The following is a 13,392-nucleotide window of genomic DNA, read 5'->3' as shown; positions in this document are numbered from 1 at the left end:
GCGAAGGATGGACGCTCAACGCCAGGCCCAAGGTAGCGGCCGGGCGAGACATTGACAAGAGCGCGACGGACCGGTCTCTCTACGCAGTCGCCGATCCGAGGCGATTGCGTCCTCTACAAGTCTCCGCTCACTCGTTTCGTCAAGGCCGAATCAGGTTCGGCGTCGCATCATCTTCAGGGCGGATTCGTTTCACCAGAAACGGAACAGGCCCGAACCGTTCGTAACCGAGTTCGACAACCTGATCGTAGGTCTGTCGCACCCCCGCAATCGTCTCCCCTTTGATGGCGACGAACTTGCCCTCATGGGCCAGCAGTGATTCATAGTTGGCGTGGTAGGTGGCCCGCTCAGACTCGAAGAATTTCATCGTCTTCACTCCAGAAGTCTTCATAAGGTCATAGGCACAAGAACTCCAGAAGCGATCATCGACATCCTTGCCGTCTTCGACGACCTGACCGGAATTCCCGGCTTCGGAGAATCCGGACCACCCTCCTGATTTGAGCTCAGCACGCCCTGGTCGAACTACTCGACCTGCTCGATATACCGTGTGTGCGATTCGCGAAGAATCAGAGAATCTCTCGATAACCACCGGACGATCGGGGAATTTGTGGACGAGAGATCGAGAAGCGCTCCCCTCTTTATACACCGTCGAAGGTCCGGTGACCACAACAAACCGCGAGGGCGCGTCGATTCTTTCGGTTGAAACCGGATAATGCGTCCGTTTTTCCTCGGTTCCCTTGGCGAAGAGAGATTGACATAATCGATGTGCGACCGAAGCTAATTCGCGGAAACATGGACAAACTTCTCGGTCCAAGCGACTATCGAACCCTGGATTACCGCACCAGAACGACACCTCCGAGGCTGTCCCCAGTCAGGTGATTACCCGTTGCCAGGGGGAGGCGAACCCAGGACTCACGAGACGTCATATCAACTGAATCTCAACAACGAGTGCCGATTCTGTTTTTGGCTCGATCGCGGGGAATCGTTCGCAAATTCCCTTGATTGTCGACGCTTTGTCTGCGTCAAGCTGAGCCCATTGCTTTGAAAGGCCGACGGCCTTCCCACCGCCCCCTGAGCGATGACCATCGGCGTATCGACAGATCCATCAGCCCGGTCACCTTTGGCAGAAGCGAGATACCTCTGGTCGTATGCCTCGAATTCCAGTTCGCCGTGTCAGTTGTTTAAACCCTCATGACCAAAGTGAATTCTGAAATGATACCTCCTGAAATTGCTCCCTTGATTCGTGACACGGAGCCCGAGGACACCTCAGCTCTGATCGACCTCGCGCGAATGACAAACGTCTTTAAGCCTCATGAGATCATCGCATTGAGCGAGGTCCTCAACGATTATCATGCCAAAGAGCGAGATAATGGTCACCGTTGCATTACTTATAGTCAGGACGACCAACCCCTTGGTTTCGCCTACTATGCCCCCGCTTCCATGACGGATCGTGGTTGGTATCTCTACTGGATTGCCGTTGAGAAAGGTCGTCAAGTCCAGGGCATTGGCTCGGCGTTGTTGGCCAAGGCCGAGGAGGAAATCCGCCAGCGGAGGGGACGACTCTTACTGATCGAAACTTCTTCGCTCCGCACTACGAACCAACGCGGCGATTCTATTTGAAGCATGGTTACATGCAGGCAAGCGTCCTGACTGACTACTACGCAGACGGCGACGACCTGGTCGTCTACTGCAAGCGAATCGAACCCCGCAGGATCGAAGGATGAGCGAGAACCGCTTGCACCCGGCCTCTTTAGACGTCGCCCAACTCGCCTCCCAGTGCGAAACCAAACGCACCAAACGTTCGGGACCGGGCGGTCAGAATCGCAATAAAGTCGAAACGACGGTCGTTCTCCTCCATCGCCCAACCGGCATCGGAGCCGAGGCCAGTGAGCGCAGGACCCAGGGCGAAAATTTACGCGTGGCCTACTTCCGACTCCGCGTCAACCTTGCCCTCGAAGTCCGCCTCCCGTTCGTCCCTGGCACGCCCCCGAGCCCCCTCTGGCAATCACGCTGCCGGGGCGGAAGGATTACAGTGAATGTCGAACACGACGATTTTCCATCGATCCTGGCGGAAAGCCTCGACGTGCTCGCAGCTCAAAAGATGGACGTCAAGGCCGCGGCCGAGTCACTCGCATGCACGCATTCCCAATTCACGAAGTTTCTCAAGAGCGAACCTCGCGCCCTGGGAATGGTCAACGCCCACCGCCGCGAAGCGGGGCTACACCCGCTTAAATAACCCAATCCCGCTCAGGTCGCGTTGGAAGCAAGCGGATCGGGGATCAGCCCGCCCCGGAATCGCCCAGCAACTCGTGACCTGAGCTCTGAGCAAGATTCGCGAGATCGATGCGAGGGTCATCGCCCACCTACGGATGAAGGAGGGGACTGGGTACCGACTCTGGAGTGGTTCGAAAGATCGGGACTGAGGAGTGGCTAAGGGCGAGTGGTGCGAGGCTCGGAAGGGGCCACTAATCCGAGCATTCGATGCGCAGAGCGGGAGTCGGGCGCGATCGTGGTCGTCACGAACAGGTCTCCGAACTCGCTCATCAGGGCGAGAGCTAGGTCGAGATCGCGCTCCGCATCTTCGACCGCCTTCTTGTTCCTTGATGCGAGGCGACGGGCAATGGTCGACCGGTGATTCTCGGCGAACGTCCTGACCTTTTCCAGGTCGATGCAAAGAAATGTCTCGGCCTTAGGAAAGTAGTCTGCCCTGAGCTGGGAAAAGCTTCGGTTGGTGGACACCTGAGGGCTGAGTGCACGAGCGACCGCCTCGGCGGTCCCTCCGATGACGAGTCGACCCTGACCAAAGGCGTACGCGAACGGCGAATTCGGGCTGAGGTTGGTCACCTTGACCTCTTGAATCTGGCGAGACTCAAGCTCGAGTTGGCCGTGTCCGTGCTTCGAGTCAAGGGCGTAGATCGCCAACAAGGTCCGCAGCCCATTCTCGAGGGCCGAGGCGACTCCGTTCTTTCCTTGTTCCTCTTTCAAGTCAACCGAGAGCACGTACGAAAGGCCACGACCTTCTCCCGAATCGGGGTTCGTCTCAACGTAACTCAAGACGGCCGGCCCGAGCCTGGGAAGAATTTCCGTCCTCAAGTTACGCCCTAGCATCAAGCCGCTCAAGCTCAGTAGGACGTTGTCGAGCTTGCGCTGACCGGAAGAGGGGGTCGCCGAGCGAATCACCATTTCGAGCGCTTCGAAGTCGACGTGGGCCGAAGCCACTCCGAGCGCCGTGGTGGGAACACGATTGAAAGCAGGCTCGATCGAAGCTCGGTTCGCCCAGCGTGTCATCCAGGAGGGGAGTTGGGCGGAATCGATCACTTCCTCGGTGTGGAGGATGATGCCACCACCTCGATTGGCAGCGGCTTTCCGCCACTCGATCGCTCCTCCCACGTATTCAAGGGCGTTGAGGTAGTGACTGAGCATCAAGGCCAGTTGTTCTTCAGACGGTTTCGACGATTTCGGCGAGGAGGCGAGCTGCGCTTCGAGGAATCGAGGATTCACGAAAAGGCTGACCAACGACCGCTCGGGAAGACGTTCGCGAACGTGTTGAAAGCTCGGGACGTCGCCAAGTCCCTTCCCCATCCCCTGACTCCGCTCGATCACCCCCTGCACCAACTCTTCGGAATTCGACCAGGCAAATGTCTGGTCGGTGAGCGTGGTGTAATACTCGGGGAGGCGCTTCGTGCCAGGGTTGAATTCACGGACCCGGTAGGCAATCCCGTTTCGTGTCCGCTCATCGACGCGGACCAACTCTCCTTTTTTCTTCTGAGAGTCGTTGATTCCTTCGATCAACCGATCCAGCAGCCTTCGATCGCGAACGCGAACCAGGAGCATCCCACGCGCTTCGTCTTGCCGACCTTGAGGAGGAACCCGCAAGGTTAAAACGAGCGCATCTCCGAGCAGGTCGTCACGAATGTTTTCCAGCGTTGCGCCGAGGACGGCTTCGATCTGTCGCCTGGCCGCCTGGAAAGAGGCCCCACGCGGAGAATCCATCCAGGCACGCACAAAAGGAAGGCGGGCCAGCCGACCCGCCAGTGGCGACGCCAGGTAGTCCTGGGTGTGCCCACGAAGATCCTCAATCGCAAGAGTGACCCCCGCATCGGGAGGTGTGAGCCGTAAAAGCGCATCCGCAAGGCCGGCACCGTGGGAGGTCACGGCTGCGGCGAGTGCCAGCGAGAAGGCAAAGAATCGCTTGGCCACAGGACTTCGCATCGTTTCCACTCCCACGATCACCAAGAACCACTTCGCTCGCTGGACAAGCTCGCGTGACGAGAGTGTGCAATTGCCGGGTATCAACCGCCCCGATTTTCTCAATGGAAAAAGAGTCGCAGGTCGGAAAGAGATCACTTCTTCACGAGCAGAGCCGGGCATTCGCCCCTCCCCCTAGTTTCGTGCTCGCGGAGAGGGTGACTCGATGATTTGCCCACGAAAAAGGCCGCGGTTGCGGTTGCGGCACAAGACACGATTCGTTCGGTATCGGCATCGACTGTCGATGATTCGAGAGGATCGATTCGTGCTTTTAGCCAGAATTCGAGGGAGTCGTGACCGGGTTCGTCGGTTCCGCGGGCGGTCCCAAGAGGAAACCGAAGGCGTGTCGAGCCGCCCCCGAGAAAGGGCGGACCCGGTCGTTGACTCGATCTCCCACCGACTCCAAGACTTCCGACGGAGCAGAGTTCGGCAACGTGAAAGCCAACGTGGCGGTGGACCGCTCTTGAAACGATGCCGCGTCGAGAAACTCTCGGCCGATTCGAGCGGCCGGTTCGGAGGTTTCGAGGGCAAAATTCCAAGTGGCTGACCCTGCGGAGGCAAGCGCATCGGTCAATAACGGTGGTTCGTCTATCGGAAGACTTGGCGTGTCCGTTTGAGCCAGTGGCGCCGGCGGATCAGGGAAAGCACGCCACCCCAGAAAGGCCACCAACAGGAGAGAAGCCGCCATGGCGAGCGGCGTCATCACCTTCCTCATCGTAAATCTTCGATAAGTCAACGGGCGATCGAGTTCTTGCGACTCAAGAAAACGCGGTAGGAAGTCGAGCGAGGGGGCGGTGGGACGAACCACGGTCTGGATGACTTGCCGAAGCATCTGGTAACGCGAAGCCGTGAGACGGCAGGTAGGACAGACCGCCGCATGCGCCTCAAGCGCGCGATCGAGCTCGGGTGACGCCAAGTCACGTGCATCCAACTGCTCATTCAACAGTCGTTCAAAGTCAAGACATTGCATAAGGTTCTGTCCTCGACGCAAACATCCACACCGACCTGAATCGCTCGTCTTGGTCAAGGGACGGAGCCAGACAAACCGCGCCGCCGAAAATCGTCCCCAAAAAACTCACCTCGATGCTTCACCAGATAAGGTTCAACAGTGGACACCACGGCGAGTCAAATGCTCGGCCAGTTCCGCCCGGGCACGGTGGAGCCACGTTTTGACGGTTCCGATCGGCCTCTCGACCGCCTCGGCGATCTCTTCATACGCAAGATTCTGTTCGTGAAAGAGAGCGAAGACCATCCGATATTCAGGTCGGAGCAATCCCAGAGCCCGCTCGAGTTCTCCCGCGAGGTCATCGGGGTCGGCCACACCTGGCCGATGGTCTACCCGATCTTCAGCCGTCTCGGTCAATCCGGGCCTTCGGGCACGGTGGCCTAGTGCCGTTCGGCACCGGTTCGCCGCGATCCCAAGCAACCAGGGACGAACTGGCCGGTCAGCGTCGAATCCGGCGATTCCCCGAAGTGCCCGGACGAATGTTTCCTGCATGACGTCCTCGGCGTCGTGCCGATGGCCCATCATGCGAAGGCAGAGGCCAAAAACCACCCCCTGGAACCGTTCAATCAGCAGGCGAGGGGCCTGCCGATCGCCAGAGCGGAGCGCCTCAATCAACGCACGGTCATCCATCAGCCTCACGCCTTCGCCCGCCTCGCGGGCGATCACACCCACACCTTCAACAGGGGATACCCCAACACAGAGTCTCCCGTTTCAGAATTCGTTGACAAGCAGCCACTTATTTTGTGGTCGAACCGGTTTGCTTCTCAAGGATTCTGTTTTGGGCATCGTGAGGGGATCGTGCGAACTCCAACTCCATCCCGCACGGGGATCGACGATGTCGATGAGGATCGCTTCTGGCAGGAAGGAGCAGGACGAAAGAAACCGCCGATGGCGGCTGCGACGAATCGTCGCAGCCGCCATCGGCGGTAAGAGCTTCGAAATCGGACTGGAGAAATTTAGAGATCGATCGGCGAGGAGAGGTTCGTCAACTCTTCAGCCGTATGATCGTGGAACGCCCGCCCCGAGCTTCGGAGACCCGTTTTGAGTCTCACTGCAATGTCATGCAGTTCCGGGGAGTCGATTCTCCAGGCGATGTCGGCCAGCTCGTTCGGTGTGACGTCGGCAAGGTCCTGACCGAGGCGATCGAGTTCGGATTCAAGTCGCAAGATGGTCTCGAGCATTTCGGCATGAGTCTCGGCCGAACCACCGACCAGCAGACAGGTCTCGCCTGTGCTCAGTCGCTGCTCGTTGTCTTGAGAATCGAGCCCGAAGCCAATGATCGCGGCACGAAGCTTGCGCGGTCCGCCACCGTCGGGTTGCATCTTCATCGTCATCTCGAGGAGGGCCTTTCGCGAGTGGAATGCCGTTGAGAGGCGTGACGAGCGGCCGGGGGTCACTGTCCCCCGCGGCGGCCCCTCTCACCACGCGATTCTTATCGGCTTCTCAATCGCAATCGAACAGCGCCTTGCTCCCGATTCGCTCCGGTCTCCTCGCGTTCGACCGGCATCGTTCTTACGACCCGCTCAGGCATTCCTTGGCGGTCGTACGCGCCACCCGATAGGCCGCCCGAACCGTGATTGCCCGTGCTTCGATTTGTTCTTCGCTGAAAAGCCGTCCCTCGCTCACCGGCAGTCCCGCCAAGGAGACTGTTAACGGTAACAAGTCGAGAAATTGCCGGTATTTTTGCTGAAGATCGCCGCCTGCGTTCGTTTGTTCAGCCACTGAGAGTGACTCCTACTTTTCAAGTCGAGGATCGATTTGACCGAGGCCCTTCACGGTTGGTCCTCGTCCCGCTCAGTGCGACCGGGAGCCGATTCTCATTGGAGACCGAATCCCTCGCGTCGCATCTCCGTAGACACTAGCGCGCAAGACCTCCACTCGGCAAGCGAATTCGCACTTCCACCAATCGCCCTCGAGTCAACTCATTCACGATCGTGGAAGGATAACCTCCTTCTCCCCCGCAACGCGCTCAACTCATCCCCTTTGAAATTCAGAGCCAGCCAGGCCGGACATCACATTTTCGTTGATCCCACCGGTTTGAGCGGCCACCGGCCAAGCCCGACTTTCCCGTGCGCGGGCGGCTCGGATTCACGCCGGTATCCCGCCGCTTTGGAAATCTCCACGACCTGCTTCGAAATTTGGTGATCCATGGCAACGCGAGCAATTCGTATTACAATCGTAGGAATGAGCCTGGGTCGAAGGGACGCCGGATCGAAGATCCTGATCAAGTCAGTGGAGTCGTTCATCGATGCGTCTCGCGGAGCCTGGCTGGTTGGTGCTTCTCGTGCTGGCACCACTCCCATGGCTGCTGGTCAAGTCCAGGCCGAGAATCTCCTGGCCAACCTTGGGGAGCTTCCCTCGAGGCGGCAAAATGGCCACGGCCGCAATGAACGGCGTCCCTGTCCTGTTTCGAGTGCTCGCCGTGGTTGGCATGGTGGTGGCCATGGCCCGTCCCCAGACAGTCGGTGGGCGCACTCGAATCGCCGGACAGGGGGTGGCGATCATGGCTGTGCTCGACCACAGTCCGAGCATGACCACGGAAGAGACCGACGGGAGCGAGGGGGGAACGCGGATCTCTCGCCTGGAGGCCGCAAAGCAAACCTTCGCTCGATTTGTGGAGGGACGGCCGGACGACCTGATCGGTCTCGTCGTGTTCGCGAACTATCCCGACCGTGTCTCGCCGCCAACCCTGGATCACGCCTTTCTACTCGAAAAAGCGCGAAGTCTTCGGCCCGCTCGGCCGGGGGACCAGGGGACCAATATCGGTGATGCGATTGCGCTGGCACTCGAGGACCTGCACGCGGCCCCACAACGAAAAAAAGTCCTGATCCTCTTGACCGACGGCCAGAACAGCCCAGCCGTCCCTCGCCCAATCAGCCCGGAGGCCGCGGCCCAATTGTCGAGAGAGCTCGGGATCACGCTGCATACGATCGCGATCGGTCAGCCAGGTGGCATCGTCCGCGAGCGTGAGCCGATCACGAAGCTCGACCTGATTGCTCAGGTCGAAGCCCCCGACACCATCCTTCTGGAACGACTCGCGAAAATCGGCGGAGGTCGCGCATTCGTGGCGGCCAACGCTCACGAGCTCGACCGCGTGTTTCGGACGATCGACGTCCTGGAAAAAAGCCCTGTTCAAGGTGAGATCCGAACCCGTTATCGTGAAGAGTATCGTCCGTGGGTCGTCGCGGCCCTCGCGCTCCTGGCGATTGACCGACTTCTCTCCGCCGGACGATGGAGGCGACTCCCTTGACCGACGGCTAAGTTTCGACTCATCGCATCAACTTCTGAGCCTATTCACGCTTCATCTCTTCCGCAATCGAAACAATATCTCCACGCGATCAACCCATTCATGGAAGTCTTCGCCCACCCTCGATCACTCTGGCTCCTCGCCGCGCTTCCGCTCCTCCTCGCCTGGGTTGTGCGGGGATTGCTCCGGCGGAAACGGGACTGGGCCTTGTTAGGTCAAGGCAGCCGGCTCCGGCGCGACGGTTCGCTGGGCTGGCTCGCGGCGATCGCCTGTCTCATTCTGGCGATCGCCCAGCCTCGCTGGGGGCGCGGAGCGTTTCCACCGCTCCCGCCGGGACACGACATCGTCTTTCTGGTGGACACGAGCCGGAGCATGGGTGCCGAGGATGCCGTTCCCAACCGAATTGGCGTGGCGACCGAAACGGCCGAAAGCTTGGTCCGGGCGCTCGGTGAAGACCCAGGCAACCGCGCCGCCGTGGTGGCCTTCGCCGGTCGTGGACGGCTCCGCTGTCCCCTGACCGAGAACCTCGGAGCGGCCCTGGAATCGCTCAAGGAGCTTCGGCCGGGAGATGTTCAACCGGGCGGCACCGACCTGGGCGCGGGCCTTGACGTGGCCATCGACGCCTTCGGAGAGCAGGATCGCGCCGAGGGGAGGACGATCATCCTCTTTTCCGACGGCGAGGATCATGCCGGGACCTGGGCCACGACCATCAACGATTTACGCCAGGCGGGGATCGTTGTGCACTCGATCGCGATCGGCGACCCAGCACGTGGGCACAGCGTGCCTTCTGGGCAAGGGTTGGCCTCCTTGACGTATCAAGGTTCGCCCGTGCTTTCCAAACGGGACGATCGTGCCTTTGAGACGCTCGCACGCGAGACCGGGGGGGCTTTCCTCCCGATCGGATTGGCGTCGGTCGACCTCGGTCGGCTCTATCAAAAACAAATTGCGCCGGTCGCCCGCCAGAAGCGAGAGGCAATTCGTCCTTCGGAGAAAAGCGAGCGTTACCCGATCTTCGTAGCGACCGCTCTCGCGCTGGGGCTCTGGGGATCGTGGCCGAGCCGGGGGCGATGGCTCAGGTCGCGCCGTTGGATCATGATTCTGGGCCTACTCGCTCCCCTGGGTGCGGGGGACGCTCAGGATTCGGCGGCGGCTCGGATCGCGCACGGGCGTTCCGCGTATGCCGCGGGGCGTTTCGGCGAGGCCCTCACTTCGTTCGAACGTGCGATCGTTCTCGACCCTCGAGGGGCGGTGCCCCGGTATAATGCCGCGGCGACCTTATATCGGCTGGAGCGTTATGCCGACGCGAGCGCGCGATACCGTGAGGCACGCGAGCGCGCTGATTCCGCTCTCAGAACCAAGATCGACTATGCCCTGGGCAACACGGCATTGGTCTCGGGCGATCTGGCTGCCGCGCTCGGTCACTATGAAGATTGCCTCGCGTCGACGGCCCCCGGAAAAGCCCTGGACGCCGTCCGGCTTGATGCCGCGGTCAACCGACGTTACGCCGAGGAGCAAGCCAAGCCCCCCTCGAGTCCGACCGATTCCGGCGACGATCCCTCCAACTCCTCCAATCGATCCCCGTCGCCCAATCCTGAGGAAGAAGAGGGCCGATCGCAGGACCGATCCGAAGCCAACAACCCGAACGCGGCTGACGGCGGCCAGCCCGGCCCTCGCCGTCCCTCGGGGAGGCAAGGCCCCGGCGGGAATGGTTCGACACCCCCCCGTGCCGACTCACCCGAAGGACGCCTTAACGCCGCTCTGAAGAACATCCGAGAGGCTCGAGACCGAAGACCGGATGAAGCGCTTCCCCCAACCGACGATCAACGAATGGACTGGTGATCGTGATCGTCGCCAAGCAAGCGAAGGAGTTGGTCCCGGTGCCCTGGTCGCTCGCGTGTCGCAAACCTCTCGTGGTTCAGCTTATCGTCTTGACGGCATCGCTTTGCGGAACGGCTCGGGGAGAGCCGCCAAAGCCGCTCCGCGTCCGGGCTGAGCTTTCCCGATCGCCCTATTACGTGAAGCAATCGATTCTTTTTCAGGTCAGCGTGATCGCCCAGGGAGAGCGCCCCTCGGTTGTTACCCCGAGGATCATGGACGCCGACGTCATCCCGATCGGGACAGATTTGAAGCAGGTGAGCTCCAGCGGGATCGGTCGTCTCGTGTTTGAAACCAATCGGTTCATCTCGCGATACCGGATTGTTCCCCGCCGCGCCGGAGTGCTCAAGATCCCCGCGATCTCGGCCCGCCTGGGAGATCGGTCCGGCATGAGCGAGCCAATCAGCATCCCCATTGAGAATGTCCCCCAAGTGGGTCGTCCGGAGTCATTTCTCGGGGGCGTTGGTTCCTTCGAGGTCACGTCCGAAGTCAGTCCCGCGAGCGTCCGGATCGGCCAAGTCCTGGATTTCCGGATTCGCGTGACCGGGCCCGCTGCGCTGGGCATGGCCCAGCCGCCCGAGATCAGACGGCTCCCTCAGCTTGCGCCAGGCCTCCGGATCGAGCCCGAACCTGTCGAGTTCGTGGCCGAACCTCCGTCCCGGCTCTTTCGCTATCGACTCCGGCCCACGCGCGCCGGCCAGCTCGTCATTCCCCCGGTGGCAATCTCAGCCTTCGAACCGACGCTCCGGAGGTACTTTACAAAGGTTTCTCCAAGTGTCGCCGTGCGCGTCGTCGATGTCCCCCGTTTCGATCCGTCGAGCCTGGACTACAAGCCGCTCCCACGTCCGGTCTCACGCTGGCCGAAACTTCTCCGCGCGGTTGCGTTGGGGGTGCTCTTACTTATCATCGGTTTGGGAACCGCGCTTGGCCTGCGCCGCTTCAACCGCCTCCGCAGATCGAGGCTCGCCGCGCATCGTCGCCTGACCCGGCTGCTCGAAGAGCTCGGTACGACACTCACGGCGTCTGAGACCGCCCGCCGCCTGACCGAAGGGCTGGGCGAATACCTTTTCCTCACGCGTTCGCGACCGCGTGGCGTCTTGACGCCCGAGGAAGCCCGCCACGGAATCGCCCTGGCAACGCGCAACGACGAACTCGGCGCACAAGCAGAACAACTGATCGCTCGATGCGACCAGGCTCAATACTCGGTTGAAGGACCATCTACGGAAGAGTTACTTGACGAGGCGAAAAGCCTGTTCGACGCTCTCGGTCGAATTCCGGATCATGAAGCGAGGGGAACTGGCAAGGAGTGGCGAGCGTTCGAAAAACCGAGAGAGGCAGCTGAGACCGCAAACCCTTGAGTTTCGGCCGTCAAAGACTGCCTCTCCAAGATCCCGACAAAAGCAGCTTACGCAGACGCAATCAGAAGCATTGTTCCGGACATATCGTCGAGTCCGGCCATCCATTCATCCTAACTCAGACGTGCTCGCGAGAGCTCACGGCACCGTACGGAGAGCGGGTCGCCGCAGTGCTGTAAATCTCTTTGAAAGCGGTTTCCCTCTTGGGCTGCCGCCGATAAGCCTCGAACCCGTCGAGCGGGAGTGTCGGGATCGTCTTGTTGATCAGATTCTCGATCGCGGTCAGGGGTTCGCCCTGATCAGGGCAAACGAACATGTAAGCAAGACCGTCTTTGCCCATCCGGCCCGTTCGACCGATCCGATGGACATAGTTTTCCGCATCGTCAGGAACATCGAAATTAATGACGTGGCTGATGTCATTGACATCGATGCCGCGTCCGACAACGTCGGTCGCCACGAGGACAGGAATCGTCCCGTTGCGAAAACCTAGCATGACTCGATTACGGACGGTCTGCGCGAGGTCGCCATGAATGGTCGCCACCCCGGGGATCCGGCCACGGAGACGGTCGGCGAGTCGTTCCGCCCCGCGCTTCGTCCTGGTAAAGACGATGCACTGACGCGGCCGGTCGCGTTGAAGGAGATGGACGAGCAGGTCGAACTTTCGTTCATGCTCGACAGTGACATAATATTGCTTGATCGACTCGACCGAGGGTTCATCCCGTGACAGGTTGAGCTCGACCGGTTCGAACATGTACCGCTGGGCAAGCTTGCGAATATCAGGGCTGATGGTCGCCGAGAGGAGCAGCGTTTGATGCGGATTCGGGACCTTGCGAAGGATTCGCTCGATGTCGGGGCGAAAGCCGATGTCCAGCATCCGGTCGGCTTCGTCGAGAACGACGTGATAAATCTCGCCCAAGTAGAGCGTACGTCGCTCGATATGATCGAGTACGCGGCCGGGAGTTCCGACGATCAAATCAACACCACGCTGCAAGGCGCGAAGCTGCTTCTCGATCGGCTCGCCGCCATAGATTCCACAAATAACGACATCTTGACCGGCGGCGAGACTTTGTAACTCGACGACGATCTGCTGGACGAGTTCGCGAGTCGGCGCCAGGATTATTCCCTGGGGACCCTTGCCGCGAGCCTCGAGCATCTCGATCAGTGGGATGCCAAAAGCCGCCGTTTTACCAGTGCCTGTTTTGGCCTGGCCGATTACGTCGCGACCTTCGAGGGCTTCAGGAATCAACTCCGCCTGAATCGGCGAAGGTGTCTCATAACGGACCCGCTTTAAGGCCCGCAACATCGGGGCACTGAGCCCCATTGATTGAAACCCGGGAAGGGACTCCTCAACTGCACGTTGAATCAAACAAACCTCCCAAAAACCATATGGAACCTCCGTACGTCATCACGAAGTTCGTGACGGTCTACTCCATTAGACATCAACTAACCTAACAGCTTAACACCCCGTCGTCAAAGGCAATGCGATCAGCTGTTTGAAAAACTTTAGACAATTTTCGCGGTTCACAAAAAAAGGACGAGAATCGGGACGTTCGTCGTGGTCCTCCCTCGAGCGATCCGGTGACGAAGCCACGCCGAAATCCAGAAATCGAAGGACGCGATCTCGCCAAATCAGGGAGGCTCGCCGTGTCCGTATCGGGCGAGCT

General features: G+C 60.1%; 11 protein-coding genes. 5 read left to right on the top strand and 6 right to left on the bottom strand.

Annotated elements, in window-relative coordinates:
• Nucleotides 1-139 precede the first annotated feature (139 nt).
• Nucleotides 140-364 (bottom strand): hypothetical protein, encoded by a 225-nt coding sequence (locus tag V5E97_RS15700; RefSeq protein WP_406700248.1) that lies wholly within the window; start codon nucleotides 362-364, stop codon nucleotides 140-142.
• A gap of 824 nt (nucleotides 365-1,188) precedes the next feature.
• Between V5E97_RS15700 and V5E97_RS15695 the strand changes: the two genes are divergently transcribed.
• Together V5E97_RS15695 and V5E97_RS15690 are read left to right on the top strand one after the other, a co-directional pair.
• Nucleotides 1,189-1,617 (top strand): GNAT family N-acetyltransferase, encoded by a 429-nt coding sequence (locus V5E97_RS15695; protein ID WP_406700247.1) that lies wholly within the window; start codon nucleotides 1,189-1,191, stop codon nucleotides 1,615-1,617.
• A gap of 100 nt (nucleotides 1,618-1,717) precedes the next feature.
• Nucleotides 1,718-2,233 (top strand): peptide chain release factor family protein, encoded by a 516-nt coding sequence (locus V5E97_RS15690; protein WP_406700246.1) that lies wholly within the window; start codon nucleotides 1,718-1,720, stop codon nucleotides 2,231-2,233.
• A 194-nt stretch (nucleotides 2,234-2,427) separates the two neighbouring features.
• On the opposite strand, the gene V5E97_RS15685 is transcribed toward V5E97_RS15690, so the two are convergent.
• The 4 genes from V5E97_RS15685 to V5E97_RS15670 all read right to left on the bottom strand — a co-directional run bounded on the left by V5E97_RS15685 (nucleotide 2,428) and on the right by V5E97_RS15670 (nucleotide 6,973).
• Nucleotides 2,428-4,209, bottom strand: coding sequence for a hypothetical protein (locus V5E97_RS15685; RefSeq protein ID WP_406700245.1), 1,782 nt, complete (start codon nucleotides 4,207-4,209; stop codon nucleotides 2,428-2,430).
• Between the two features lie 1,138 nt (nucleotides 4,210-5,347).
• Nucleotides 5,348-5,881 carry an RNA polymerase sigma factor gene (locus V5E97_RS15680; protein ID WP_406700244.1) on the bottom strand — a complete coding sequence of 178 codons (534 nt, stop codon included), beginning with the start codon at nucleotides 5,879-5,881 and terminating at the stop codon, nucleotides 5,348-5,350.
• 326 nt (nucleotides 5,882-6,207) lie between these two features.
• Entirely contained in the window at nucleotides 6,208-6,579 is a 372-nt protein-coding gene (locus tag V5E97_RS15675) for a hypothetical protein (protein ID WP_406700243.1), read from the bottom strand.
• 184 nt (nucleotides 6,580-6,763) lie between these two features.
• Nucleotides 6,764-6,973: a hypothetical protein gene (locus V5E97_RS15670; RefSeq protein WP_406700242.1), complete on the bottom strand. Its 210-nt coding sequence runs from the start codon at nucleotides 6,971-6,973 to the stop codon at nucleotides 6,764-6,766.
• Between the two features lie 526 nt (nucleotides 6,974-7,499).
• On the opposite strand from V5E97_RS15670, the gene V5E97_RS15665 reads away from it, so the two are divergent.
• The 3 genes from V5E97_RS15665 (at nucleotide 7,500) to V5E97_RS15655 (ending at nucleotide 11,731) form a co-directional block, all read left to right on the top strand.
• Nucleotides 7,500-8,501 carry a VWA domain-containing protein gene (locus V5E97_RS15665; RefSeq protein WP_406700241.1) on the top strand — a complete coding sequence of 334 codons (1,002 nt, stop codon included), beginning with the start codon at nucleotides 7,500-7,502 and terminating at the stop codon, nucleotides 8,499-8,501.
• Between the two features lie 99 nt (nucleotides 8,502-8,600).
• Nucleotides 8,601-10,337 carry a vWA domain-containing protein gene (locus tag V5E97_RS15660; RefSeq protein WP_406700240.1) on the top strand — a complete coding sequence of 579 codons (1,737 nt, stop codon included), beginning with the start codon at nucleotides 8,601-8,603 and terminating at the stop codon, nucleotides 10,335-10,337.
• Nucleotides 10,334-11,731, top strand: coding sequence for a hypothetical protein (locus tag V5E97_RS15655; RefSeq protein ID WP_406700239.1), 1,398 nt, complete (start codon nucleotides 10,334-10,336; stop codon nucleotides 11,729-11,731). The genes V5E97_RS15660 and V5E97_RS15655 overlap by 4 nt, the downstream gene beginning before the upstream one ends.
• Nucleotides 11,732-11,846: 115 nt before the next feature.
• On the opposite strand, the gene V5E97_RS15650 is transcribed toward V5E97_RS15655, so the two are convergent.
• Nucleotides 11,847-13,031 (bottom strand): DEAD/DEAH box helicase, encoded by a 1,185-nt coding sequence (locus tag V5E97_RS15650; protein ID WP_406700238.1) that lies wholly within the window; start codon nucleotides 13,029-13,031, stop codon nucleotides 11,847-11,849.
• Nucleotides 13,032-13,392: the final 361 nt, after the last annotated feature.

Source organism: Singulisphaera photorubra (genome assembly GCF_045290345.1).
Taxonomy (GTDB): Bacteria; Planctomycetota; Planctomycetia; order Isosphaerales; family Isosphaeraceae; genus Singulisphaera.
The sequence above is the reverse complement of the archived record's forward strand: the minus strand, read 5'-3'. Positions and strand labels throughout refer to the sequence as shown.

Coding starts and splice junctions, on each gene's coding strand:
- V5E97_RS15700 (WP_406700248.1), bottom strand. CDS start 364: ATGAAATTCTTCGAGTCTGAGCGGGCCACCTACCACGCCAACTATGAA.
- V5E97_RS15695 (WP_406700247.1), top strand. CDS start 1,189: ATGACCAAAGTGAATTCTGAAATGATACCTCCTGAAATTGCTCCCTTG.
- V5E97_RS15690 (WP_406700246.1), top strand. CDS start 1,718: ATGAGCGAGAACCGCTTGCACCCGGCCTCTTTAGACGTCGCCCAACTC.
- V5E97_RS15685 (WP_406700245.1), bottom strand. CDS start 4,209: ATGCGAAGTCCTGTGGCCAAGCGATTCTTTGCCTTCTCGCTGGCACTC.
- V5E97_RS15680 (WP_406700244.1), bottom strand. CDS start 5,881: ATGGATGACCGTGCGTTGATTGAGGCGCTCCGCTCTGGCGATCGGCAG.
- V5E97_RS15675 (WP_406700243.1), bottom strand. CDS start 6,579: ATGAAGATGCAACCCGACGGTGGCGGACCGCGCAAGCTTCGTGCCGCG.
- V5E97_RS15665 (WP_406700241.1), top strand. CDS start 7,500: ATGCGTCTCGCGGAGCCTGGCTGGTTGGTGCTTCTCGTGCTGGCACCA.
- V5E97_RS15660 (WP_406700240.1), top strand. CDS start 8,601: ATGGAAGTCTTCGCCCACCCTCGATCACTCTGGCTCCTCGCCGCGCTT.
- V5E97_RS15650 (WP_406700238.1), bottom strand. CDS start 13,031: ATGTTGCGGGCCTTAAAGCGGGTCCGTTATGAGACACCTTCGCCGATT.